Consider the following 24173-nt stretch of genomic DNA (forward strand, 5'->3'; position numbering starts at 1 on the left):
AGATTGGGGAGGTTAAAACAAAACATAATAAAAAAAGACACCCTAATAAAAGGTGTCTTTTCACATTATGCTTCTTTCGATTCTCCAGCTTCGATAAGCTCTTCTGCCGCAAGTTTTTTGACTTCAATATAAGCGACATGGTGACCGTCAATTTCGTTGATGATAAATTCGCAGCCTTCTTCGATGATCGAGTCACCTTTTTCAACATCGTATTTTTGGGTAAGGAACCAGCCGCCGATTGTATCGACTTCTTCGTTCTCTAACTGGATGCCGAGCAGGTCGTTTACTTGGTCGATCAACACTTTTCCGTCAAGAATATAATGGCCTTCACCGATTTTGCGGATCTCGTTAATTTCATCAATATCAAATTCATCGCGGATTTCGCCAACGATTTCTTCGATAATATCTTCAACCGTCACGAGTCCGGCAGTCCCGCCATATTCATCAGACAGGATAGCCATGTGAACCCTGTCTTTTTGCATTTTGACAAGCAGATCTTGGATCGGCGCAGATTCAATGACGTGAATGATCGGGTTGACGAATTGAGAAATGGTGGAATCAACAGATACCTCGCCGCTGATGCAGGCGGTCAGCACTTCTTTAATATTAATAACCCCGATGATGTTATCCTTATCGCCCTCTTCTACAGGGTAACGGGTATATTTTTCAATCTGAATGATGTCCATCATTTCAGAAATCTTGATATCATGTGGAAGGCTGACAATTTCGGTCCGCGGAATCATAATTTCTTTCGCGAGCCTGTCGTCAAATTCAAAGATTTTATTCACATATTTAAACTCTGACTGGTTAATTTCACCGCTTTTATAGCTTTCAGACAGAATGATTCGCAGCTCTTCTTCAGAGTGAGCGAGTTCGTTTTCTGAAACGGTCTCCAGGCCAAATGCTTTTGTCAATAACCGTGCGGAATTGTTCAAAAGCCAAATGAACGGGAACATAATGCGGTAAAACCAAATCAGCGGTTTCGCAAACAGCATAGACACTGCTTCCGCCTTTTGGATAGCGACTGTTTTAGGTGCAAGTTCTCCGACAACAACGTGCAGGAACGTGATAATGGCATACGCAAAAATAAACGATATGACATGTGAAAGGGAACCAGGAACGTTCAATTGTACGAAAAGCGGGTGAAGCAGCCTTTCAATCGTTGATTCACCTAAAACCCCTAATCCGATGGAGGTCAATGTAATTCCGAGTTGACACGCAGATAAATATTCATCAAGATGCGTGGTCACTTTTTTTGCGGCTATTGCTGCTTTATTTCCTTCCGCGATCAGCTGATCAATCCGTGAGCCTCTGATTCTGATAATGGCAAACTCAGATGCAACGAAAAATGCCGTCAGGGCGATTAAAACAGCAACTAAAATCAAATTCACTATGTCCAATTAGAACCTTCACTCTAGCATTGAGAATGAAGGTAACACCTCCTGTTAGATAAAATGGTTTTAACTTAACAGCAGCATAAATGATTGGAGCACGGCGAGCTTTTCGGGAGTGAGCTTGCTTTTCAGCTTGTCACGATCCTCAGGCTTCAGCCGCTCGAACCGATTCAAGATGCCGGAGATGTTTTGATTCATATGATCAATTTCTAATGCCAGGTTTCCAATTTCATCATCAAGTTTAGCTGAAGAGGGAAACTGGTTCTCCAGTCGATCTTTAATATCGGACAGGGCCAATCGCTGCTTCTTACAATCTACAATAAATATAAGCCGTTTGAGTGCATTTTCGTCGTAGTAACGGTAATTTGAACAGGATCTGGCCGGCGTAAGCAGACCAATATTCGTATAATAATCAACTGTTCGTTTCGTTACTCCGGCAAGTGCCGCTAGTTCACTGATACGATAAGTCTCAGCCCCATCTATATCCCTCCCAACCATCACGTTATAGTTATGAGAATAGTTTAATATATGAACGGTGTCTTGCACAAGTTTATTGTTTTTCTCAGGCGGAAACTGGAAGTGTGGAATTCATCACCTGATTGAAGTAACATATAAAGATAGAATTTTCAAACTTTTATAGACGGTAGGGACAGATGAAATTGGCTGGATTATCCCGGGAAATTGAAGAAAACTTAAATAAAGGCTCATGGATTCGCAAGCTGTTTGATGAAGGCGCAAGGCTGAAGAAAGAGTTCGGAGATGATCAGGTATTTGATTTTTCACTCGGCAATCCGATTGTTGAACCGCCAGAAGCTTTTAAGAGAGCGTTAATAGAGGAAGCTGAAAAAGGCAATCACGGATACATACAAAACCAAGGGCTTGCGGCAGCGCGAGAAAAAGTTGCCCAATTTCTGGCGTCCCGTTTTGAAGCAAAGTTCTCGGCAGAACGCGTCGTCATGACGGTGGGTGCGGGCGGCGCATTAAATGTCGCGTTAAAAAGTATCGTAAACCCGGGAGAAGAGGTCATTATTCTCGCACCTTATTTTGCCGAGTATAAATTGTATATTGAGAACTACGGAGCAAAGGCTGTCAGCTGCCCGTTGACCTCCCGGTTCGAAATTGATATTGATGTGGTAAAATCGATCACGCCAAAGACGAAAGGGCTGATTCTCAATACACCACATAACCCGGCAGGTACCGTTCTCAGCCAGAAAAATATAGATGATTTAGGCGCTATATTAAAAGAAATAGAAGAGAAGAACGGCCAGACAATTTATGTGCTGTTTGATGAACCGTACAGTCAATTCATTTATGATGAAGAGCTGGCAAATCCGTTTCAATCATATCATCGTGTGATTTTGGCGAGCTCATTCAGTAAGGATCTCGGCATAGCCGGAGAGCGGCTCGGGTATATCGGATTGGATAGCAAGATGCCGGATGCAGGCCTTTTGATCAACGCTTTGTGTACTGTAATCGAACGCTTGGATATGTGAATGCCCCTGTCATGGCGCAGCGGGCTGTGGCAAGAATGGAAGATTTAAGAGTAGACGCGAGCGCTTATAAAGAGCGCAGGGATTTAATGGTCGACATTTTAAAGGAAGCCGGTTTTGAATTTGAGATGCCGAAGGGCGGCTTCTTCGTTTTTCCGAAATCGCCAATTGAAGATGAAGCCGCATTTTGCGTGCATGCCGCCCAAAAATACAAACTATTAATCGTGCCGAGCAGCGGTTTTGGAATGAAAGGGCACTTCCGTTTATCCTTTAGTGTGCCGATCGAGCAGATTAAAAACTCACGGGATATTTTCATATCCTTATATAGAGATTTTGCTTAGGATAGTAAAGAAAAAGAAAACGGCTTTACATGCTGTTATCTTTTTTATATTCTCAAAATCCTCCCTCTTCCAATTCAAACAGGCAACTGGCAAAAGTCTAAAAATTAAAAATCATTTTTGGAATGAGTTGTGTTACAATAAAATATACAAATTATAATCAAACTTTGACTTGGAGGTGGTATGATGGGGCCCTCTGCTTAGGCAACAATACACCGCGTACCTCAATGTTAAGGAAAAATGATTATATCAGGAGGTGACTCCTTATCCTTTCCACGAGGGGGGATAAGGTTAAATGGACGATATTGACAGTCTGATTTTAATTGGCGTGCTCATTGCTTTAACCGCGTTTTTCGTTGCGAGCGAGTTTGCGATTGTTAGAGTAAGGAGATCCAGAATTGATCAGCTTATAACGGAAGGAAACAAACGGGCGATACTCGCAAAGCGTGTCATTACAGATTTGGATGAATATTTATCCGCATCCCAGCTGGGCATTACATTGACATCAATCGGACTCGGCGTGCTGGGGGAGCCGGCATTTGAACGGCTGCTGCATCCATTGTTTGAACCGCTCGATCTGCCGGAATCGGTTTCTCATGCGATCTCATTTGCGGTCGCGTACGCCTTGATCACGTTCCTGCACGTTGTTGTGGGCGAACTGGCCCCGAAAACGGTCGCGATTCAAAAGGCAGAGCAGCTGACCTTGCTGATAGCGGGTCCATTGCGTTTATTCTATTTGCTCCTGTTTCCGTTTATTTGGATCCTCAATGGATCAGCGCGGCTTTTATGCGGCATGTTCGGTTTAAAGCCTGCGTCAGAACATGACGGGTCCCATTCTGAGGAAGAACTCAGAATGCTATTATCTGAGAGTTTAAAAAACGGAGAGATTAATCCGTCTGAATATAAATATGTGAATAAAATTTTCGAATTTGATAATCGGATCGCCAGAGAAATTATGATACCGCGGAAGGAAATGGCCGCTGTGTCAACAGAGATGACAATGGCCGAGATGCTTGAAGTCATGCTGAAGGAAAAATACACGCGCTGGCCTGTCACAGACGGGGACAAAGACAGTGTCATCGGTTTGGTTAATACGAAGCATTTGTTTTCCGATTTGCTGTTTATGACAGAAGAGGAACGAATGAAGATGACGATCCATCCGTATGTACGGCCCGTAATCGAAGTGATTGAAACCATCCCGGTTCATGACTTGCTGATTAAAATGCAGCGTGAACGTATTCATATGGCCATATTGTCTGATGAATACGGAGGAACCTCGGGACTTGTGACGACAGAGGATATTCTTGAGGAAATTGTCGGCGAGATCAGAGATGAATTTGACGAAGATGAACAGCCGCTGATCCAAAAGCTTGGCGACCGCCATTATGTGATGGATGGAAAGGTTCGGATCGATCAGGTGAACAGCCTTCTTGGCGCGTCTATTGAAGAGGACGTCGATACGATTGGCGGACTGATACTAAAAGAAAATATCGATATTGAGGCTGGTGAGTCCATCCGTATCGGTTCATATACGATAAAGGTACTGAAGATGGACGGCCGATTAATCAAACAAATCGATATAAAAGAAGAAGTTGGCAACACAACCGGGATGACAGCGCACCACACGCTGCCAATGCCCGAGCCTGTGATGATGAACAGTGCAACCTTGAGCGAGAAATAAGCTCAAGGTTTTTTTACGTTGTAATTGTCCAGCCGCACCAAAATGCCAAAAGCGACCCGCAAAGCGTCAGGGCGATGTACAACATGCTTTCCATTACGCGTTTGGACAGCAGGAGCTGAACACTTTCAACACTGAAAGTGGAAAAAGTCGTAAAGGCGCCAAAAAAACCCGTGCCGATGATGAGGGAGGCAGATGCATTTGTAATATGGTGCCCAGTCAATAGTCCAAGCCCGAGAGCTCCGAGAATATTGATTGTTATTATGCTGATGGGAAGGCTGAGACCTTTGGCTTTGGATGTTATGACATTGCCGACCCAGAAGCGCAGCATCGCGCCAAGACCGCCGGCTATGAAGATACCAGCTAGTGTCATCTTTCCTGCAGCCCCTTTCTTAACTGAATGCCTGCTATGCGCCGTCCCGCCAGAACGCCAATCAGCGCAAGAACGATTCCCGATATCAGTGAAACTGCCATATACAAAACAGCCAGTGAGGATTGTGCTTGCAATAGCATCACCGTTTCTTTAGAAAACGTAGACATTGTCGTAAAGCCTCCGCAAAAGCCGGTTCCTAAAAAAGCCGACAGCAAAGGCCGTTCTGCCCTGGTCATAAAAAAGCCGGTCAGAATGCCTAATAAAAGGCTGCCTGCCGCGTTTTCCAGCCAGGTTGCTGCCGGGAATTGATCGGTGTGTATCCACATACTTAATTCGTATCGGAGGCAGGCGCCAAGCGCGCCTCCGATAAAAACTGCGCTATATATTTTCATGTTTTCCATCCTTTATGATGAAATCCGGGTAGTCTGTTACGATGCCGTCCACGCCCATGGCTTGTAATTTTGCTGCTGTCCTTTGATTCTTGACAGTCCATGCAAATACTTTTAAGCCGTTTTTATGCGCGGAAGCGATCATCAGCCGGTTGAGTCGTGTGTATTTGATATTGACATAGTTTGCGATAGATTGGCAGGCCTTCAGCTGATTTCTAGACAGCATGCCAAAATTGGGCCTTGTAATGACTGCTGTCGGAATCGATGGATAAAGCTCGCGGAACCTCTGGACGGAGCGGAATCGAAAGGATTGGACAATATTATTAATAGAAAAAGAAAATTTCCCTAACAGCTGTCCCGCTTCTTCTTCAATACCGACTTGAGATGGATGGCCTTTTAATTCAATTAAAAGACCGATTCTTTTATGATAGCGCTTGAGCACCGCTTCCAAGGTTGGAATACGCTCTCCTTGAAAAGCGGGGCCGTACCAGCTTCCTGCATCGAGCTTCTGCAATTCCTCCAATGTAAAATCCTTAACAAAACCCGAGCCGTTTGTTGTTCGGTCAACCCTGTCATCGTGTATTACAACAATCTGCCTGTCTTTTGTAAGCTGGACATCCAGTTCGATCATATCTGCATTCATTTCCGCCGCAAGGTCAAATGCGGCAAATGTATTTTCCGGAGCGTAACCTGATGCTCCGCGATGGGCAATGGTGTACAAGCTAAGTCAGCTCCTCGTATGGGCATTTCTGTTATTGTATCAAATCCATATATGCGCGGCGATACAAACTGGTGAATTTTTTCTGTCATATCGGAATGGTACGGGCTGAGGACTGCGTATAACTAAAAAGACATTCAGCGTATCAGAACATATTTCGCCAGGAAATTAGGCCTTTCGACATGTTCAAAAAACATTCTGTTACTTTATAATAGCAAAAAAGGAGGCGAGATCATGGGAAAAGGGAGAATCAGAGTGGAGGAAAGAATTAAAGCCGAAACGGATGCTGAAATGCAAAAAGCAACTCTCCTTGATCAGACACAAACGAAAAAAAGTAAGTGACTGTCCCTATTGAATCTGGCTGATAGCTGAATTGAGAATTGACCCCGGCGCTCCGCCGGGGTTTTGTGCTGGAAAAAGACATTTAGAAGCGCATTTTTACGAATCTTTTAGTATAATAAACATTTGATTTAAATAGAAGGAGAGACTGTCATGCCAGATTATCTGCAGCAATATGTCACGCTTGATAAAATCATACAAATCGGCATCAGCTTGGCGATTTTGCTGGTGTTTCTTATACTGAGAAAACTGTTTACAAGATATTTCTTTAATTTGCTTTTTAATATGACAAACAAACCGAAAACCGAAGTTTTTAAACAGGTGGTTGTGGCATTCGATAAGCCTGCCAGATGGTTTTTTGTTGCCTTAGGGCTGTTTTTAGCGATCCGTTATTCACCGTTTTTAGATGTACAGATGCCGCTGATCAGCAAAATATACCGCTCGCTGATTGTGGCGCTGTTGTGCTGGGGGCTTTGTAATTTGACCGCTACATCATCTTTTATTTTTCATAAAGTGAATCAGCGCTTCGAGCTGGATATGGATGATATTCTGGCGCCGTTTTTGTCTAAGCTGCTCCGTTTTGTCATTATAGCGCTCAGTGTGAGCGTGATCGCACAGGAATTCAATTATGACGTCAATGGGTTTGTGGCGGGCCTTGGGCTTGGCGGATTGGCTTTTGCTCTAGCAGCGAAGGATACCATCAGCAATTTCTTTGGCGGAATCATCATTATCACTGAAAAGCCGTTCACGATCGGTGACTGGGTGGAGACGTCGACAGTAACCGGATCAGTAGAAGATATTACCTTCAGGAGCACGAGATTCAGAACAGCACAGGGAGCGCTTGTAACGGTGCCGAACTCTACGCTGGCGATGGAAGCGATCACGAACTGGACGAGAATGACCAAACGCCAGATCACGTTTTCCATCCATGTGTCCTACGCAACGCCGATTAAAAACCTTGAACGCTCTATTCGTTCTCTCAGAACCATGCTCTTGGAACATGAGGGCGTTGATAATGAAACGATCATGGTCAACTTTGATACGTTTGCCGATAGCTACTACAATCTATTTTTCAACTTCTATACAAAAACAACGGTTTGGGCTGAAAACCTTGATGTTAGAGAGGATATCAACTATAAAATTATTGAAATTCTCGCCGCAGAAGGTGTTGAGTTTGCATACCCCGGCCAAATGGTTTATGTAAAGCAAAAGCACCAAAACAATCCGTTCCAAGTCAATCTGAATAAGGAGGAAAAGGAACGGGCTTAAAAGGGGAAGGACTTCGTCTGACAGAGGCGGAGTCTTTTTCGTGGTAAAATAAGAGAAAAAAGGCGGTGTTGAGTTGGAAGCATTCAAAAATATTCTAAATGAATCGCAGCGAATTGTCGTGCTGACCGGGGCGGGGATAAGCACAGAATCAGGGATTCCCGACTTTCGTTCAGCCGGGGGCATTTGGACAGAGGATGCCTCAAGAATGGAAGCGATGAGCCTTGACTACTTTTTAAGCCATCCGCGTCTATTTTGGCCTAAATTCAAAAGATTGTTCCAGATGAAAATGAGCGGCAGCTTTGAACCGAATGAAGGGCACTTGCTTTTAGCTGAGCTGGAGAAGCAAGGAAAGCAGGTCGATATCTTTACGCAAAACATTGACGGTCTTCATAAAAAAGCCGGAAGCAGACATGTGTACGAACTGCATGGCTCTATCCAGACAGCAGCTTGCCCGGCATGCGGCGCCCGATATGAGCTACCACATTTGCTGGAGCGGGAGGTGCCGGAGTGCACGGCGCCCGGACAAGATGGTGACAGTTGCAAAACAGTATTAAAAACCGATGTGGTTCTCTTTGGCGATGCCGTCTTGCACTTTGACACCCTTTATGAAAAGCTGGATCAAGCAGATCTTTTATTGGTTATCGGCACGTCTCTCGAAGTTGCGCCGGCAAGATTTGTGCCTGAGGACGCAAGCCGGATTCCCGGCATGAAGAAAGTCATCATTAACCTCGAGCCAACGTCTTGCGACAGCTTGTTTGACATGGTCATCCATCAAAAAATTGGAAAGTTTGCCCGAAGTTTGGGCATAAAAAAATGAGGCCGCCCATATGCGTGCGCCTCACTTTTTTATTCATGAACAGGAACCATGGTGTCCTCTAACACTCCGAAGGAATAGCCTTTTTCTTTTAGTTTATTGATTAATGCCGGGAGCGCGTTTACGGTAGCGGGAAGATCATGCATGAGAATGACATACGGCCTGCTTGAATGGCTGTGTTCCATATTCTCAAGCTGCTGTAACACCGCCGCCACATATGTTGAATTCCGGTATTTCCAGTCCATGCTGTCAATTGTCCAATCCCAGTACACAAAACCTTCTTTCTCAAGATTGCGGATTTGTGAGGCTGTCAGTGACGGCTTGCTCCCGTATGGCGTTCTGACAAGATCGGTTTTATATCCTGTAATGTCTTGCAGCGTATCACGCGCCTCCTGCATTTCTTTTAACGGAGATGTCGGTGTTTGATAGAACAATTTGTTATTATGGGTGACGCCGTGTAAACCGAGTGTATGGCCTTCCTTTTGTGCCCTTTTCACCGCTTGTTTGAATTCGTTCATCCGCGGTGACAGCATAAAAAATGTCGCTTTTACATCAGCGTGCTTTAGTACGTCGAGCAATCGGTTTGTATAGGCTGACGGGCCATCATCGAAGGTTAAGTAAACCGTCTTATCTCCCATGTTCTGTTTTGTCTGCAGATGTTTGATCAGCAGATCGGGGGAGTCGTTTTTCAGTTTCAGGCTTTCCTTTTCATTGCGAAGCTGGCCGTTTGTGGTAACAGTGACTTCCTTTGCTTTCGATGAGCTGTTGGAATACCCTAGAATCACCATAAGCAAAAGCAGCACACATAAAACTGCTAAACTTGCAAATTTAAAAGCAAGCGAAACTGCAGAAGGAGAAGCATCTCCTCTTGTTTGTCGCATAACAATCTCTCCATTGGCATAAAATCTCTACATACCGCTGTACAGCAGGCAGCTATGAAGATGCCATATGTTTACAACCTATGTATCACCAGTCAAGTATACAGGAATAAAACTGGAAAGAACATAGAAAGTGTGTCGAAATGTCAGATTTTAAGGAAAAAATAAACTCCTTCCCGCTATAGATCTCTTGGATCTTTCTGTTTTTCAGCTAGTCCAATATGATAGAATAAGTGACAATGACAGCAAGAGAAACCATGAGGGAAATCTCGAAAGGGAGGGCTATTATGAAGGTTTTAGTCAACGGCCAGCTGATCGAACGCAGCGAAGCTTCGGTTGATTTGGAAGATCGCGGTTATCAGTTTGGTGACGGTATCTATGAGGTTATCAGAGTGTACAAAGGGGTATTGTTCGGCTTGCGCGAGCATGCAGAGCGTTTTTTCAGAAGCGCGGCTGAAATTGGAATCTCACTGCCGTTCAGTATAGAAGATTTAGAGTGGGACCTGCAAAAGCTTGTACAGGAGAATGCGGTCAGTGAGGGAGCGGTATACATTCAGACAACAAGAGGTGTGGCGCCGCGAAAACACCAGTATGAAACTGGACTTAAGCCGCAGACGACTGCTTACACATTTCATGTGAAAAAACCGGAGCAAGAGCAGGCATACGGAGTGGCAGCCATTACAGATGAGGATCTTCGCTGGCTGAGATGTGACATCAAAAGTCTGAATTTACTGTATAATGTTATGACCAAGCAAAAAGCCTATGAAGCAGGAGCATTTGAAACTATTTTACTAAGAGACGGCACTGTTACGGAAGGTACATCCTCTAACGTTTATGCTGTTATCAATGGGAAGGTGCGAACGCATCCGGCTAATCGGCTCATTCTCAACGGAATTACGCGGATGACTATTTTAGGGCTTATGAAAAAGAACGGGATCGAGCTTGAAGAGAAGCCTGTCAGTGAGGAAGAACTGAGACAGGCGGAAGAAATCTTTATTTCGTCAACGACAGCAGAGATTATTCCAGTCGTGACGCTAGATGGAGAAACGGTCGGAAGCGGTGAGCCCGGACCGGTGACAAAACAGCTTCAGGCTGCTTTTCAAGAAAGCATTCACCAGGCAGCAAGCATTTCATAATGAAACATAAGAAAGAGCCGGCTTTGCAAGCGGAGCTCTTTTATTTTTTAATAAATCCAACCAAAATTGAGATCATCGGCGATATATAGAGGAAGAACGTAAACGGGATATAGTCGATGACGGGAACACCAAGTGCGCTCGCCATAAAAGCACCGCATACTCCCCAAGGGATCAACGGATTCATTAATGTCCCGCCGTCCTCTAAGGATCTGGAAAGAAATTTTCGCTCGATGTTTTGTTTGTCGTATAAGGCTTTAAATGATTGTCCCGGTATTAATATTGAGAGATACTGTTCGCCGGTTGCCAAATTGATGCCGATGCTTGAGCAGACAGTTGCCGCAATCAGCTGTCCTTTTGAGCGGATGCCTTTCATGACACCCTCCAATAGCGCGGAAATCAATCCGATTTTCTCCATCAGCCCGCCGAGTGCAAAAGCAATCATAATGAGCGAGACTGAGCCCATCATGGATTGAAGTCCGCCTCTGTTGATAATTTGAGCGGCGGCCTCATTGTCAGTTTCGAACGTCGTGCCATTTTGCAAAGCTGTCATAAACCCCTGCAGGCTGCTGTCAGAGACAAAAATAGCAGTCAAAATTCCCGAGGAAATAATTCCGGCAGTCAGCACGGGAATCACGGGCACACGCTTAACCGCCAGCAAAACGACTAAGACCGGTGAAAGAAGCGCCCACGGCGTTACGTTTGCGGCATCCTTGATTCCGGTTATGACATGTTGAATATCATCGGTTGAAGCACTGTCCGCTGACACAGATAATCCGAGAAAGTAAAACAGCACGACGGTGATGAGCAAAGCCGGGATAGTAGTGCCCATCATATGGCGAATGTGTTCAAAGATTGGTATTTCGCCTATGCCTGCGGCAAAATTGGTGGTGTCCGACATGGGTGACATTTTATCACCAAAGCATGCGCCGCAAATGACCGCGCCTGCCGTCCATTCAAGCGGAACGCCGGCCGCGCTCGCCACGCCGATCAGCGCGACCCCAATCGTGCTCACAGTTGTCAGGCTTGAGCCGACAAGCGTGCTGATGATCATGCAGGAAAACAAAGCAGTCAAAAGAAGATGGCTGGGTTCAATAAAGGACAGGACATAAACCGTCACGGACGGTATTGCGCCACTGTACATCCAAGCGCCGATTAAGATGCCGATCAGCGCCAAAACGATAATTGGCTGTATACCATTCTTGATCCCATCTGTAATCCCTTTTTCCAATGAATTCCAGGAAAAACCGGCCCATAAACCGGCAGCTGAAAGCATGATAACACATAGAAACAGCGGGATATGCGGTTCTGTATGAAGCAAGAATAAGCAAGAAATAATGATTCCTAACATAAATATAAATAAACTGACGGCTAACGGAAACGTCAGCTTTTTTTGAGAATCCAAAATAACACCCCATATTTATCTTTAATGCTTTTGTGCTTTTGGGCACGAAAGCATTATAACAGAAAAAAAACGAAAATCTATGTTTTTTAACAATTATGAATTTAAAAAAAGTGAGCACAGGGCATGCTCACTTTACAATCAGGACGGGTATATCCGATTTCGCTGATAGCTTTTCACTTACACTTCCGAATATGAGCTTTTTCAGCCTGTTTTGTTCTCTGCTTCCGGTTACGATCATATCGGCAGAAATGCGGTTTGCATACTCGATAATTGATTCAGCCGTATCGCCTTCTAATATATCAATATGTCCATCTGTCTGCTGGTCATTCAGCATCATTCTGGCTTCGGCGATGACTTCCTCCGTACGGTCTTCATAGATCATTGGCTCAGGTGGTGCAACATCTGATATTAGCGGATCAGGAACACTTGTCATGCCTCCGCCAATGTAGCTTGCCCCTGCTGCGGGCTTTGGCGGGTCGATGATGGTCTGATTGTCTTTCATATCATGTGAATGGGCGACGGTAATGGCAGCATTTACAGTTTTAGCAAGATCGATGGCTGTCTGCAGCGCTTTCTTACTATTTTCACTTCCGTCAAACGCAACGATGATACGTCCAGCATGAAACATCATTCTCACCCTTTCAAAAACGTCTTACAATACAAATACCCGATTCGGGTACAATTAATCTTTTCCTATTCAAGTAACGATTGACAAAAAAAGGTTTTGTTTATATGATGAAAAAAAGATGAAATCAGAATGGAAGGAGGGTTTGCTATGCCAAGGGATTTGCGTGTATACAAGACAGTTTCATATTGGCGCGGCAAACCCTATGTTCTGTATGATTGAACGGTATTTTTAAGTCTAGCTGCGCGCTGAAGAGCGCTGTGCATATGATATTGGTGAAAAAGGCATGGAGCTGACGCTTCATGCCTTTTTTATATACAAAATCGAAGGAAAGACAGGTGTATGGGATGTGAAGGCAAATACAGAGGCGAGTGCGGCTCATGTCAAATTAAACGAAAAAAGAAGCAAGGAAAAAATAGAAGGCGGCTGATGAGATAAAGGAGATGGTGATTGATGTTTTCAGTATTGAAAAAGCTAGGCTGGTTTTTTAAAGCGTACTGGCTGCGCTATACAATTGCAATTGTGCTTTTATTGGGAGTCAATGTCATTGAAATGTTTCCGCCTAAGCTCTTGGGGAACGCCATAGATGATATGAAATCAGGGGCATTTACTGCGGAGGGGCTGCTGTTTTATATCGGTATCTTTTTTGTGCTGTCGGCGGTCGTCTATATCATGTCTTATTTTTGGATGTACCAGCTGTTCGGCGGAGCGAATGTGATGGAGAAAATTCTCCGTACGAAGCTAATGGGGCATCTTCTGTCCATGTCGCCGCCTTTTTATGAAAAAAACCGGACAGGCGATTTGATGGCACGGGGGACGAATGATCTTCAGGCGGTCAGTTTAACGACGGGGTTTGGCATCTTGACATTAGTCGATTCTACGATGTTCATGGTGACGATCTTTTTGACGATGGGATTTCTGATCAGCTGGAAGCTGACCTTGGCCGCCATTATCCCGCTTCCTATTATGGCGATTGCAATCAGTCTATACGGAAGCAAAATCCATGAAAGGTTTACGGAGGCCCAGAATGCGTTTGGGGCGCTAAATGACAGGGTGCTTGAATCCGTTTCGGGCGTGCGGGTGATTCGCGCGTATGTACAGGAAAGAAATGATGTCCGCCATTTTACAGAAATGACCGCAGATGTTTATCAGAAAAATATGAAAGTGGCTTTTATTGATTCACTGTTTGAGCCGACGGTTAAGCTGCTTGTCGGTGCCAGCTATCTGATTGGGCTCAGCTACGGAGCGTTTCTTGTGTTCCGGAACGAGCTGACGCTTGGCGAGCTTGTTTCCTTTAATGTTTATCTCGGCATGATGATTTGGCCGATGTTTGCAATCGGTGAACTCATTAATGTGATGCAGCGTGGCAATGCGTCATTAGACCGGGTAAATGATACTCTTTCTTATCAACCGGACGTGATGGACCCGAAGCAGCCTGTTGAACTGAAAGAGCCTGGAGATATTGTTTTCAGCCATGTCAGCTTTACATATCCAAGCTCAACAAGCGGCAATATTCAAGATATTTCGTTTACGGTACGAAAAGGGCAGACTGTCGGAATTGCCGGTAAAACCGGGAGCGGAAAAACGACGGTTATTAAGCAGCTTTTGCGCCAGTACCCTGCCGGTGAAGGGAGCATTACATTCTCTGGTGTGCCGATTCAGCAGATCCCTCTTGACCGGCTCCGCGGGTGGATCGGATATGTGCCTCAGGATCATTTGCTGTTTTCACGGACAGTAAAAGAAAATATTTTATATGGAAAACAAGATGCAAGTGATGAAGAGGTTAACCAAGCCATTGCCGAAGCACATTTTGAAAAAGATCTACACATGCTTCCATCCGGTTTGGAGACGATGGTTGGTGAAAAAGGGGTAGCGCTGTCCGGCGGGCAAAAGCAAAGAATTTCGATTGCGAGAGCACTTATGGCGAATCCGGAGATTTTGATCCTGGATGATTCGCTTTCTGCCGTAGATGCCAAAACAGAGGCTGCGATTATCAGGAATATCAGAGAAAACCGCAAAGGAAAAACGACATTTATTTTGACACACCGTTTATCTGCGGTAGAGCATGCTGACCTGATCCTCGTGATGGACGGCGGCGTGATTTCTGAGAGAGGCACGCATCAAGAACTAATGGCCAATAATGGGTGGTACCGGGAACAATATGAAAGACAGCAGCTGTTCACTGCGGAAGAAGGAGGAGCAGGGGCATGAAAACAGGAAAAACGTTATGGAGATACGCACTCCTCTATCGAAAATTGCTGATCACTGCCGTCCTATTGCTTGCGGTCGCCGTCGGGGCAGAATTGACTGGGCCGTTTATCGGCAAAAAAATGATTGATGACCATATCCTCGGTATTGAAAAAACATGGTATGAAGCCTCGGAAAAAGATAAAAATGCCGTTCGGTTCCATGGCACTTCTTATGTCAGAGAAGACCGTATCCAGGGACCTGTTTCCCAAGACAAAGAAGCGCATATTTATCAAGTAGGAATGGCGTTCTATTTTGTTGATCAGGCTGTCAGCTTTGACGGGAACAGAACGGTTTCTGACGGGAAGCTGACAATCACAAATGGAGACAAGAGCCGGATATATGCGGCCGAAAAGCTGACAAAAGAGGATCTTTTCCGGTTCTATCAGCCCGAAATAAAGGGAATGGTGTTTTTAATCTGCCTGTATGGGGGCTTGCTTGTGTTTTCGGTTTTCTTTCAATATGGACAGCATTATTTGCTGCAGATGAGCGCCAATCGGATTATTCAAAAGATGAGGCAGGACGTGTTTTCACATATACAGAAAATGCCGATTCGCTATTTTGACAACCTTCCGGCTGGCAAAGTGGTTGCGCGGATTACCAATGATACGGAGGCCATCAGGGATTTATATGTCACAGTGCTGTCTACATTTGTGACAAGCGGAATCTATATGTTCGGCATATTCACGGCTTTGTTTTTGCTGGATGTTAAGCTCGCGTTTGTGTGCCTGGCAATTGTGCCGATTATCTGGCTGTGGTCGGTCATATACCGGAAATACGCGTCTTATTACAATCAAAAAATCCGGTCGATCAACAGTGACATTAACGCAAAAATGAATGAGTCCATTCAAGGCATGACAATTATTCAGGCTTTCCGTCATCAAAAGGAAACAATGAGAGAATTTGAGGAATTAAATGAATCTCATTTTTATTTTCAAAACAGGATGCTGAATCTAAACTCCTTAATGTCCCATAATCTTGTCAATGTGATCCGGAACCTGGCGTTTGTTAGTTTGATTTGGCATTTTGGCGGTGCAAGCCTGAATGCGGCCGGGGTTGTTTCTGTCGGTGTGCTGTATGCGTTTGTCGATTATTTGAACCGGTTATTCCAACCGATCACAGGCATTGTCAATCAGTTTTCAAAACTGGAGCTTGCACGGGTTTCTGCCGCGCGTGTTTTCGAACTTCTTGAAGAGAAGAATACGGAAGAAGCGGGTGATCCGGCGAAGGAGCGCGCGTTGGGGCGTGTTGAATTTCGTGATGTGTCATTTGCTTATCAAGATGGTGAAGAGGTATTAAAACATATTTCCTTTACCGCGCAAAAAGGCGAAACTATAGCGCTCGTCGGCCATACCGGATCAGGCAAAAGCTCGATTTTAAATCTCCTGTTTCGTTTTTATGATGCGCAAAAAGGGGATGTACTGATTGATGGGAAAAGCATTTACAACATGTCAAGACAGGAACTCAGATCCCATATGGGCATTGTGCTTCAGGACCCGTACTTATTCTCAGGCACGATCGGATCTAACGTAAGTCTGGATGACGAAAGAATGACCGAAGAAGATATCAAGAAAGCACTGCGGCAAGTTGGTGCCGAGCCGCTTCTGAAAAAGCTTTCAAAAGGCATTAATGAACCCGTGATTGAAAAAGGGAGCACACTATCTTCTGGAGAGCGGCAGTTAATTTCTTTCGCAAGAGCTTTGGCGTTTGATCCTGCCATTTTGATTTTAGATGAAGCAACGGCGCACATTGATACAGAGACAGAAGCCGTCATTCAGAAGGCGCTCGACGTCGTTAAACAAGGCCGCACCACCTTCGTCATCGCTCACCGGCTTTCAACAATCAGAAACGCGGATCAGATTTTGGTCCTCGATAAAGGAGAAATAGTTGAGAGAGGAAACCATGAGGAATTGATGGCAGTCAAAGGGCAATATTATCAAATGTATAAGCTGCAAAAGGGCCAGAAACATACCATTGCATAACACTCAAAAACCCAAAACAATCGTGTTTTGGGTTTTTTATGTAGTTAATAAGCCAGTCCGGCACGGTATCCGATATACTCTCCTGTAACAAGCTCACGATGTAGAAAATCAGCAGTATCGCCGACCGTAATACTTGTGCCGCCCTCCGGCAAAACGTCACGCTCTGTACGATAGACGCCAGTTGCTGTTCCGTCCGGGAGGTAAGTGGGACAGATCATTGTCCAGTCTAACGAAGAATCTTTTAGCATTTCGTATACTTTTGCATGCTCCTTGGCTGCGTGAGTTAGCTTTCGTTTCGATTCATTTGTTTCAAACCGGTATTTTCCCGGTTCATATCGGGAATCAAGAATGCCTGCGGTACCAATCGTGATCAGCCGTTTGATATGCTGTTCTCTCATAATGGCGAGTATATTTGCCATAGCTTCGGATAGGGTATCATCACCATCTGTCCCGAGACAGCTGATCACGATTTCAGCATCCTTCACAACTTTTTTTACATCTTCCCGGCGGCGCGCGTTCCCTATGATGATTCTGTCTTTTGGAAGGGGAACTTCAGCATGATGAGATCTGACCAGAGCGTGAATGTCAAACTGTTCATCTGTGGAAGCTTGAGTTAAAAAGGCTTGTCCGACGCGGCCGCTGGCACCAAATAAAGCGATTTTCATCAAATAACCTCCTCGCCCCTCATTATAAATGGATGTTCTCAGTTTGAACAGCGCGGGAAAGAATACCTGGAAAAATAGACAGAACGATGGGAAACATATTCATGAATCATGGATATACTTACGAACTGAACCAGCTCCCAATTCACATAGGCGATGAATGCCAACCTTATTCCCTCCCTTTTTTTCTAGGATATGTGGATCAGGAAAAAAGGGTGACAAATAGAAAGAGAGCGCGGGAAACCGCGCCCTCAAAAGCCATATATTGAATTGTTATTGAACTCTGCCGCCCATTTGCTGCTGAGCAAAAGATACTAAACGTTTTGTGATTTCTCCTCCGACAGAACCGTTAGCGCGGGAAGTAGTATCCGCTCCAAGGTTAACGCCGAATTCAGAAGCGATCTCAAGTTTCATTTGATCGATAGCCTGAGCTGCGCCAGGAACTACTAATTGGTTTGAAGAGTTTTGGTTAGCCATGTGTAAAAGCTCCTTTTTGTTTAGTATGGTTGGGTTAACTGGAGTTGCACCAGTCTGTGGACCCGTCTCGGGTGTCACTGCCGCTCGGCGTAACCCAATGCTTGCCGGCTTGTTACTAGTATTATGTTAAAATGGCCGGAAACTCATGCGGAGAATTGAGTGGTAAATCTTGAGAAGGCATAAAAAAAGCTTAACCGTTCAGGCTAAGCTAGTCATAAATATGAAAAAGCATCAGTTCATGTATCTCGTTTGTCAGAGCAGGTTCGTCAGCGCGGGCGGGAAACAAATCTCCCCATTCAATCTCACCGCTTTTATGATAGATGCCTTCATAATGGGTTCCTTTATAATAAAACGAAATTCTCCATCCGGGCAGCTTTTCTTTTTGGAACAAAGGTTTCCAGCTGAAATGAGAAATCATGACGGCCACGCTCCTTAAAATTGGTATCAATTAACCTGAATACGAACGAATTATGTTCATTGTACCACTGTTTCAAAACATTATTGACTTTGTGTTGCAGTTTGTCCTAGCTTTTGACAAAAAAAGCCCGCTTTATCAAAAGAAGCGGGGCAGGTTACGAAGGCCACAGCGCATCATGGGAGGTGATCGCCTTCTCGGATAGATATGACGCGTATTCAAAGCTTCTTCGTTTTGTCAGAGAATCAACATGATGCAAATTCGGATGAGAAAAGATACTGCGGCCCGGACGTGAATTTGCTTCAAACATCCATACCTTGCCGTTCTGATCAATGCCAAAATCGAAGCCGATCTCACCGATAAACCCCTCGATATGATCATGAAGCACATGACTAGCGGTCAGTGCCGCAGCAGAAAGCTTTTTTATGACCTCAATTCTTTCAGCGGGGTCAGCGTATACTTCTGCAAGTGTTTTTACGATTCCGCCATTAGAAAGATGTGTTGTAATGCTATTTTCTCCGGAAATCTTGACGGCTATTGCTGTCACCGTCCATTTCCCTTTTCTGTTTTTATTCGTATGGACACGGAAATCCGCTGGTTTGCCCTGGAATTCGATTAGATCGACACCTTGCTGAATGAGAAAGTCAGACGGATTGTGCTGTGTTTGAAATGCTGCCAGGAATGCTGCGGCATCGGGATAATCGATTGAAGAAAACGTTTTGGCGTCATTCGTATGTTTCACCGTCAGGCCGTTGTCTGTTTTTGTCAGCTGATAAATACTGGTGCCGAGTGCTCCGTTAGCCGGTTTGATATAAACTTTTTTATATGCGGCACAGAGCTCATCAATCCGCTTCTCAGATGGTGTCAGCTCGGATTTCGGCAAAAAAGGGGCTGTTCTCGGATCTTGTTCGAGCAGTTGATGAACGCTCCATTTATTAAAAAACGTTTTATTAAACCATGGGATTTGATATTCGTCGATTAGTCTCTTTTTTGTATGTTGCAAGAGAAGCGAATCTTCAATTTTTCGGTTTGGCAAACGGTCATAAACGACGTTCGGCAGCGGGACGATTTTTTTCTCCCAACCGTTTTCTCTATAGAGGAGCCCCTCAATCGTGCCTTCCTCCCAATTGATTTGGTGCGCGCCAAAAACGTAGCAGTAGCCTCCGGCTTGCTCGTGTAACGTGACGAGCTTAGAAAAAAAGAGGGAACGATCCTTAAAAGGTCGTTCAAGAGATACGGAAAACCCCGCCGTAAAGATGCCGATTAACGGCCCGATATGCACCGTATGATCATGAATCAAAATGTCAGCCCTGCTTCGGTGGGGAAGCAAAAGCTCATGAAATAGATTTTCAGAGAGAAGCACGGTTTGTTCCAGATGCTGTTTGTAAGAAACGTGGCATCTGACAACCTTCGTCCCGAACGCGGCATGCAAAAGTCCGTCTCGTTTCAGCGAAGAGGGCAGAAACAGGGTGTTTTCACTGTTTTTGTCTATGCCGATCAAAAACTGTTTACGATTCACGCGGAAGGACTCCTTTCTGGCTTTGCTCAGAAAACAGATATTGGCAGCGCTTAAGGGGACAAGTGTACAGGTTTTCTTTTTGTTCGGGAGAAACACGCAGGATTGACTTTCTGCCCGGCTTGGAATTGATATCCAGAATCCAAATTCTTCCGTCCTTCGCAAGGCAGATATCAAGCCCGAGTTCAAACAGCGGCCCGTAGCGCTCGTCAAGATAATACGGAACCGATTGTGTAATCGAGAACACGTCATCGAGTAAGACTACTTGCTGTTTTTTCGGTATCTCTTCAAACCAAGAATCAAATGTCAGCGCATCAGATCCGACAGACAAGTTGGCCAGCAGACCGTGTTTATATCCGCGTCTCACTGCCTTTCCGACTGTATTCCATTCACCTGCTTCGTTTTTTTCCATGAACAGACGGATATCACATGGATATTGTTCCTTATCTTGAATATCTAAATAAGGCTGAAGCAAATATTGATGCTGAAGCACTTTTTTGCACCATGTTTTAAAAGAAGCCTGGTTGGAAAAGGTTTTTGTCTGCTTATCTTTTCCAATGTGATACGTAGCGGTTATGTTTTTCTTGCCCAGCTCCAAGAGAATCACGCCTCTGCCTCCTGCGCCGAATGCCGGTTTTAAGATGCAGGCTTTTTCTTTGGATAAGAAGGAGTGAATTTGTTCGTAACGAATTACCTTTATCGTTTCCGGAATATAAGGATTGATCACAGCATGCTGCTGAAGATCATGAAGGATGGTCCACTTATCGGGAAGGCCGCGCCCGATAAATTCCGTTCTTGGATACTTTTTGAGCCACTCTACGATAGGTTTAGCTTTTTGGGATTGTGAATCCTTGCCGTAAAAACAGCGGTCATAAATATAATCTGGAATCGCCATTTCAGTTTCGTTCCATGTATTGCTGGCCGAATGATAAACCGATGCTTTGACGCGCAAGTTGTCAGGAGAAATATCAAACGGTGTAAACCGGATGAAGCGTATGCCAAATTCGGGTGCTCTCTTGGCCAACTCTGCAGAATAGTCTGCTTCATGCTGGCGGGATAAGGACATAAAACCGAGTGTTATCATGGTGAGACTCCCCCTTTTATTCAAAAGCTGCCGGCGGGTGTCGGCAGCTTTACGCTAAATACATTCAGGATGAACGCAGCTGACGGTATTCTACTTTACAGATTACGATTCTTCACCTTGCCCTATTCCAAAAGAACAAGCTGATTTTCTGACAACAGGAATTTGTCTCCTGATTTGCTAAGTGATTGCATGAGCCTCTATAATACGAATAGGTACATCATCTATATGAAAAAAGCTGAATGACAGATGGAGGAAGATGAATAGGAATGGGTATTACAGGAACCTTTATTTTTATGATTGTGATCGGCGCTGCTATTGGCGCGGTGACCAATCATTTAGCAATTCAAATGCTATTTAGACCCTATAAGGCGTACTATTTGTTTGGAAAACGAGTCCCTTTTACCCCCGGGCTGATTCCGAGACGACGGGATGAACTTGCAAAACAAATGGGACTGATGGTAGTCAATCATCTCTTAACCCCTGAGGGCATTAAAAAGCGGCTTGTTTCTGATGCAGCCAAAACGCAGGCTCTTCAGGTCGGGGAACAGCTGATTCAAAAGCTGTCACTTTCTGAAATGACAGTGAAAGAAGCGCTTGAAAAAGCCGGGTTGAAGCGTCCTGATGAAGCGGCAGACGCATGGATCAGCCGCTGGACGGATGATAAGCTGAATGAGCTTTTCCGCCAATACGAGCACCAATCGTTAAAAGACCTCGTTCCTATGGAAGTGCAGGAAAAGCTTGAGGAAAAAATTCCGATGATTTCAGGATATATATTGTCACGCAGTGCAAGTTATTTTGAAAGTGATGAAGGGAAAATCCGTCTCGGCAATATGATTGATGGCTTTTTAAAAGAACGCGGCATGCTTGGAAGCATGGTACAAATGTTTCTGGGGAATTCAAGCCTAGCGGACCGCGTGCTGCCGGAGCTGCTGAAGTTTTTGCGGAATGAGGAAACCAATAAACTGCTTTCTGATCTTTTGAAGAACGAATGGGGCAAGCTGAGGGAGTATACGTTTTATGAAGCAGACGAAAAATGGAATGCAAAAGCGCTCATTTTCAGCCTGAAACGAAGAGTGCTGCAAACATTTTCGACTGCTCCATTTTTCAACAATACGATTGGCACGCTTACCGTCCGCTATGAATCTGAGCTGACCGAGCAAATGCTGCCGGCACTGTTAGACAAATTGCTTAAAGGGGTTTCGGCTAATCTTGAAAGTGTTTTAAAACGGATGCGCCTTGAGGAAATCGTCAAGGAGCAGGTGGATCAGTTCCCGGTGCAGCGGCTTGAAGAAATGGTGCTGTCCATTTCGAAAAAAGAATTTAAAATGATTACCTATTTGGGAGGCCTTCTCGGCGGAATCATAGGTGCAGTTCAAGCGTTATTTGTCACCCTTTTTTAAGAAGAAATGGTTCTTGAATAATGAAAGGAGCTCCATAGTCTGTTATAGTGGAGTGGTATGTCTAAACGGCAATGATGAAAGGAGCTATTCACAATGGCTGTTAATTTTTATGATGTAGCATATGACCTGGAAAATGCATTACGCGGGAGCGAAGAGTTCACCCGTCTAAAAAACCTTTATGATGAAGTAAACGCAGATGAATCAGCGAAGCGCATGTTCGAAAACTTCCGCGATGTGCAGCTTAAACTCCAGCAAAAACAAATGGCAGGAGAAGAAATTACACAAGAAGAAGTGACTCAGGCTCAAAAAACAGTTGCGCTTGTACAGCAGCACGAAAAAATTTCTCAGCTGATGGAAGCGGAGCAGCGCATGAGCATGCTGATCGGCGAATTGAACAAAATCATTATGAAGCCTTTAGAAGAGCTTTACGGCAGTGTCGAAGGTTAATGAGCAAAATCCCTTCTTGAAAAAGAAGGGATTTTTTTATTCAGTAACTTGGAAATCGAATGAATCTTTTACCTCTCCATTTATAATCACTGATAATGTATGAATTCCTTTGTAATGTTTTCTGGTAGTTAGATCCCTAAAGGATTGAATTTTTGTGTACGACTTCGTTTCGTTTTTTCTTATATTTGTTTCTGTAATTTTAAACACTTTTTGATGACGCTGACCCCTTGCTTTTACAAAATCAATAGCGTACTCAATTCTTACTTTTTGATCCATGACTGAATGAATGGAGAAAGAAAATTCAAGGCTTTTGCCAATGGCTATACGGCTGGATTGACATGATAAATTATGTAATTGTATTGAATCAGTATTTTCATATCCAAAAAGTGCTAAGGCCTGTTTATCACCCTTTTTTAATAAGGTTCGATAGGCGTGTTTGATGATCCAATCGGTATCAGGGTGTGTTCCATACCAATGGCCTGCGGCTTTTCTCAGCAAATGAGGGTGCGTTTTTGAAATATCATTAAGGTTATTGGCCACGCTTTTCCTTACATACAAGGACTCGTCCTGCATCAGCTTCTCAAGGATCGGCAGAACGGGGGAAGGGTCCAAATTCAAAGCGGGTATCGATTTTCCCCATGCAGGCGGGGTCTGCTTCCTTCGCTCGCAAGTCTTCTTACGTGTTCATTTTCATGCTCGGACTTAAAACAGCCATCTGATCACCGCTTTTTCGTTATTAAATATATTATATGGGAATGTATGTTCTTTATCGAGCAGTTAGTTCCAAAAATTAACAATAAATCCTACCTTAGTATACATCATTTGGATACTTTTTTTAGTTAAAAAAACCCTTGTCATCACCAAGAAAAACTGAGATAATGGCATTGAAAGCGCCTACACTTACGAGATTTCAATAGGATACGGTCGCATATCATGCCGTTATATAGAGGGGATAAGCAACAGAGAGTAAGTGTTCGGAGCGCATCATCGGTCAAACAAGGGGTTCCTAATACATGATTTTTCGTAAATCGAAATAACGATATTAGGGAGAATGGCTGCTTCGATCGTATCCTTTCATCATGCCATACATAAAGTCTGCT

Annotated in this window: 24 protein-coding genes and 2 pseudogenes; 11 read left to right on the forward strand and 15 right to left on the reverse strand. The window is 44.4% G+C overall.

Annotated elements, in window-relative coordinates; genetic code table 11:
* Positions 1-65: 65 nt before the first annotated feature.
* On the reverse strand, positions 66-1400 hold the full coding sequence (locus Q3W56_RS14215) for a hemolysin family protein (RefSeq protein WP_268400279.1): 1335 nt from the start codon (positions 1398-1400) through the stop codon (positions 66-68).
* Positions 1401-1460: 60 nt separating this feature from the next.
* A complete protein-coding gene (gene cueR / locus Q3W56_RS14220; protein ID WP_302895958.1) occupies positions 1461-1892 on the reverse strand; it encodes a Cu(I)-responsive transcriptional regulator in 432 nt (143 codons plus the stop codon).
* A 155-nt stretch (positions 1893-2047) separates the two neighbouring features.
* Between cueR and Q3W56_RS14225 the strand changes: the two are divergent.
* Both Q3W56_RS14225 and Q3W56_RS14230 read left to right on the forward strand, forming a co-directional pair.
* Positions 2048-3225, forward strand: a pseudogene (locus Q3W56_RS14225) (pyridoxal phosphate-dependent aminotransferase).
* 292 nt (positions 3226-3517) lie between these two features.
* Positions 3518-4903, forward strand: coding sequence for a hemolysin family protein (locus Q3W56_RS14230; RefSeq protein WP_268400277.1), 1386 nt, complete (start codon positions 3518-3520; stop codon positions 4901-4903).
* A gap of 13 nt (positions 4904-4916) precedes the next feature.
* On the opposite strand, the gene crcB is transcribed toward Q3W56_RS14230, so the two are convergent.
* The 3 genes from crcB to Q3W56_RS14245 are packed head-to-tail and all read right to left on the reverse strand — an operon-like array spanning position 4917 to position 6383.
* Positions 4917-5273 carry a fluoride efflux transporter CrcB gene (gene crcB / locus Q3W56_RS14235; RefSeq protein ID WP_302895937.1) on the reverse strand — a complete coding sequence of 119 codons (357 nt, stop codon included), beginning with the start codon at positions 5271-5273 and terminating at the stop codon, positions 4917-4919.
* Entirely contained in the window at positions 5270-5665 is a 396-nt protein-coding gene (locus Q3W56_RS14240; protein ID WP_302895938.1) for a fluoride efflux transporter FluC, read from the reverse strand. Before Q3W56_RS14240 ends, crcB begins: the two co-directional genes overlap by 4 nt.
* A complete protein-coding gene (locus tag Q3W56_RS14245; RefSeq protein WP_302895939.1) occupies positions 5652-6383 on the reverse strand; it encodes a glycerophosphodiester phosphodiesterase in 732 nt (243 codons plus the stop codon). Before Q3W56_RS14245 ends, Q3W56_RS14240 begins: the two co-directional genes overlap by 14 nt.
* 231 nt (positions 6384-6614) lie before the next feature.
* Between Q3W56_RS14245 and Q3W56_RS14250 the strand changes: the two genes are divergently transcribed.
* From Q3W56_RS14250 to Q3W56_RS14260, 3 genes are all read left to right on the forward strand, one after another.
* Positions 6615-6722, forward strand: coding sequence for a YhdX family protein (locus Q3W56_RS14250; RefSeq protein WP_003224203.1), 108 nt, complete (start codon positions 6615-6617; stop codon positions 6720-6722).
* A 150-nt stretch (positions 6723-6872) separates the two neighbouring features.
* Positions 6873-7988 (forward strand): small-conductance mechanosensitive channel protein MscY, encoded by a 1116-nt coding sequence (gene mscY / locus Q3W56_RS14255; protein ID WP_302895940.1) that lies wholly within the window; start codon positions 6873-6875, stop codon positions 7986-7988.
* A gap of 73 nt (positions 7989-8061) precedes the next feature.
* On the forward strand, positions 8062-8805 hold the full coding sequence (locus Q3W56_RS14260) for an NAD-dependent protein deacylase (protein WP_302895941.1): 744 nt from the start codon (positions 8062-8064) through the stop codon (positions 8803-8805).
* Between the two features lie 29 nt (positions 8806-8834).
* Here Q3W56_RS14260 and Q3W56_RS14265 read toward each other — a convergent pair whose 3' ends face one another.
* Positions 8835-9683, reverse strand: coding sequence for a polysaccharide deacetylase family protein (locus Q3W56_RS14265; RefSeq protein WP_019713800.1), 849 nt, complete (start codon positions 9681-9683; stop codon positions 8835-8837).
* A gap of 284 nt (positions 9684-9967) precedes the next feature.
* Here Q3W56_RS14265 and dat point away from each other — a divergent pair, with 284 nt between their 5' ends.
* Positions 9968-10816 carry a D-amino-acid transaminase gene (gene dat / locus Q3W56_RS14270; RefSeq protein ID WP_302895942.1) on the forward strand — a complete coding sequence of 283 codons (849 nt, stop codon included), beginning with the start codon at positions 9968-9970 and terminating at the stop codon, positions 10814-10816.
* A 40-nt stretch (positions 10817-10856) separates the two neighbouring features.
* Here dat and nhaC read toward each other — a convergent pair whose 3' ends face one another.
* The gene (gene nhaC, locus Q3W56_RS14275) at positions 10857-12218 is read right to left on the reverse strand and encodes a Na+/H+ antiporter NhaC (protein ID WP_302895943.1); all 1362 of its coding nucleotides are present in this window, start codon (positions 12216-12218) and stop codon (positions 10857-10859) included.
* Positions 12219-12345: 127 nt separating this feature from the next.
* Positions 12346-12846 (reverse strand): universal stress protein, encoded by a 501-nt coding sequence (locus tag Q3W56_RS14280; RefSeq protein ID WP_302895944.1) that lies wholly within the window; start codon positions 12844-12846, stop codon positions 12346-12348.
* 283 nt (positions 12847-13129) lie between these two features.
* Between Q3W56_RS14280 and Q3W56_RS14285 the strand changes: the two genes are divergently transcribed.
* From Q3W56_RS14285 to bmrD, 3 genes are read left to right on the forward strand one after another with little or no spacing between them, the layout of a single operon-like run.
* Positions 13130-13273: a hypothetical protein gene (locus tag Q3W56_RS14285; RefSeq protein ID WP_302895945.1), complete on the forward strand. Its 144-nt coding sequence runs from the start codon at positions 13130-13132 to the stop codon at positions 13271-13273.
* Positions 13274-13296: 23 nt separating this feature from the next.
* On the forward strand, positions 13297-15054 hold the full coding sequence (bmrC, locus tag Q3W56_RS14290; RefSeq protein WP_302895946.1) for a multidrug ABC transporter ATP-binding protein BmrC: 1758 nt from the start codon (positions 13297-13299) through the stop codon (positions 15052-15054).
* Positions 15051-17072, forward strand: coding sequence for a multidrug resistance ABC transporter ATP-binding protein/permease BmrD (gene bmrD / locus Q3W56_RS14295; RefSeq protein ID WP_302895947.1), 2022 nt, complete (start codon positions 15051-15053; stop codon positions 17070-17072). Before bmrC ends, bmrD begins: the two co-directional genes overlap by 4 nt.
* A gap of 44 nt (positions 17073-17116) precedes the next feature.
* Here bmrD and Q3W56_RS14300 read toward each other — a convergent pair whose 3' ends face one another.
* The 6 genes from Q3W56_RS14300 to spaC all read right to left on the reverse strand — a co-directional run bounded on the left by Q3W56_RS14300 (position 17117) and on the right by spaC (position 21226).
* Complete coding sequence (locus Q3W56_RS14300) at positions 17117-17737, reverse strand: NAD(P)-dependent oxidoreductase (protein WP_302895948.1); 621 nt, start codon at positions 17735-17737, stop codon at positions 17117-17119.
* Between the two features lie 38 nt (positions 17738-17775).
* A complete protein-coding gene (locus Q3W56_RS14305; RefSeq protein WP_268400266.1) occupies positions 17776-17901 on the reverse strand; it encodes a hypothetical protein in 126 nt (41 codons plus the stop codon).
* A 106-nt stretch (positions 17902-18007) separates the two neighbouring features.
* Positions 18008-18211, reverse strand: coding sequence for a beta type acid-soluble spore protein SspB (sspB, locus tag Q3W56_RS14310; RefSeq protein ID WP_019713808.1), 204 nt, complete (start codon positions 18209-18211; stop codon positions 18008-18010).
* A gap of 208 nt (positions 18212-18419) precedes the next feature.
* Positions 18420-18638 carry a YheE family protein gene (locus tag Q3W56_RS14315; RefSeq protein ID WP_072566014.1) on the reverse strand — a complete coding sequence of 73 codons (219 nt, stop codon included), beginning with the start codon at positions 18636-18638 and terminating at the stop codon, positions 18420-18422.
* Between the two features lie 145 nt (positions 18639-18783).
* A complete protein-coding gene (locus tag Q3W56_RS14320) occupies positions 18784-20145 on the reverse strand; it encodes a YheC/YheD family endospore coat-associated protein (RefSeq protein WP_302895949.1) in 1362 nt (453 codons plus the stop codon).
* Entirely contained in the window at positions 20135-21226 is a 1092-nt protein-coding gene (gene spaC / locus Q3W56_RS14325; protein ID WP_302895950.1) for a spore coat associated protein SpaC, read from the reverse strand. Before spaC ends, Q3W56_RS14320 begins: the two co-directional genes overlap by 11 nt.
* A 266-nt stretch (positions 21227-21492) precedes the next feature.
* Here spaC and Q3W56_RS14330 point away from each other — a divergent pair, with 266 nt between their 5' ends.
* Together Q3W56_RS14330 and Q3W56_RS14335 are read left to right on the forward strand one after the other, a co-directional pair.
* Positions 21493-22626 carry a DUF445 domain-containing protein gene (locus Q3W56_RS14330; RefSeq protein ID WP_302895951.1) on the forward strand — a complete coding sequence of 378 codons (1134 nt, stop codon included), beginning with the start codon at positions 21493-21495 and terminating at the stop codon, positions 22624-22626.
* Positions 22627-22719: 93 nt separating this feature from the next.
* Positions 22720-23073, forward strand: a complete 354-nt coding sequence (locus Q3W56_RS14335; protein WP_019713812.1) for a YlbF/YmcA family competence regulator — start codon at positions 22720-22722, stop codon at positions 23071-23073.
* Between the two features lie 36 nt (positions 23074-23109).
* Here Q3W56_RS14335 and Q3W56_RS14340 read toward each other — a convergent pair.
* Positions 23110-23774 (reverse strand): annotated as a pseudogene (locus Q3W56_RS14340) (hypothetical protein); the annotation flags it as partial.
* Positions 23775-24173: the final 399 nt, after the last annotated feature.

The organism is Bacillus sp. C28GYM-DRY-1 (genome assembly GCF_030519405.1).
GTDB lineage: Bacteria > Bacillota > Bacilli > Bacillales > Bacillaceae > Bacillus > Bacillus spizizenii_A.

Bases quoted from the DNA above. Each gene is read 5' to 3' on its own strand.
- cueR (WP_302895958.1), bottom strand. From the start codon at position 1,892: ATGGTTGGGAGGGATATAGATGGGGCTGAGACTTATCGTATCAGTGAA.
- Q3W56_RS14230 (WP_268400277.1), top strand. From the start codon at position 3,518: ATGGACGATATTGACAGTCTGATTTTAATTGGCGTGCTCATTGCTTTA.
- crcB (WP_302895937.1), bottom strand. From the start codon at position 5,273: ATGACACTAGCTGGTATCTTCATAGCCGGCGGTCTTGGCGCGATGCTG.
- Q3W56_RS14240 (WP_302895938.1), bottom strand. From the start codon at position 5,665: ATGAAAATATATAGCGCAGTTTTTATCGGAGGCGCGCTTGGCGCCTGC.
- Q3W56_RS14250 (WP_003224203.1), top strand. From the start codon at position 6,615: ATGGGAAAAGGGAGAATCAGAGTGGAGGAAAGAATTAAAGCCGAAACG.
- mscY (WP_302895940.1), top strand. From the start codon at position 6,873: ATGCCAGATTATCTGCAGCAATATGTCACGCTTGATAAAATCATACAA.
- Q3W56_RS14265 (WP_019713800.1), bottom strand. From the start codon at position 9,683: ATGCGACAAACAAGAGGAGATGCTTCTCCTTCTGCAGTTTCGCTTGCT.
- dat (WP_302895942.1), top strand. From the start codon at position 9,968: ATGAAGGTTTTAGTCAACGGCCAGCTGATCGAACGCAGCGAAGCTTCG.
- Q3W56_RS14280 (WP_302895944.1), bottom strand. From the start codon at position 12,846: ATGTTTCATGCTGGACGTATCATCGTTGCGTTTGACGGAAGTGAAAAT.
- Q3W56_RS14285 (WP_302895945.1), top strand. From the start codon at position 13,130: ATGGAGCTGACGCTTCATGCCTTTTTTATATACAAAATCGAAGGAAAG.
- bmrC (WP_302895946.1), top strand. From the start codon at position 13,297: ATGTTTTCAGTATTGAAAAAGCTAGGCTGGTTTTTTAAAGCGTACTGG.
- bmrD (WP_302895947.1), top strand. From the start codon at position 15,051: ATGAAAACAGGAAAAACGTTATGGAGATACGCACTCCTCTATCGAAAA.
- Q3W56_RS14300 (WP_302895948.1), bottom strand. From the start codon at position 17,737: ATGAAAATCGCTTTATTTGGTGCCAGCGGCCGCGTCGGACAAGCCTTT.
- sspB (WP_019713808.1), bottom strand. From the start codon at position 18,211: ATGGCTAACCAAAACTCTTCAAACCAATTAGTAGTTCCTGGCGCAGCT.
- spaC (WP_302895950.1), bottom strand. From the start codon at position 21,226: ATGATAACACTCGGTTTTATGTCCTTATCCCGCCAGCATGAAGCAGAC.
- Q3W56_RS14330 (WP_302895951.1), top strand. From the start codon at position 21,493: ATGGGTATTACAGGAACCTTTATTTTTATGATTGTGATCGGCGCTGCT.
- Q3W56_RS14335 (WP_019713812.1), top strand. From the start codon at position 22,720: ATGGCTGTTAATTTTTATGATGTAGCATATGACCTGGAAAATGCATTA.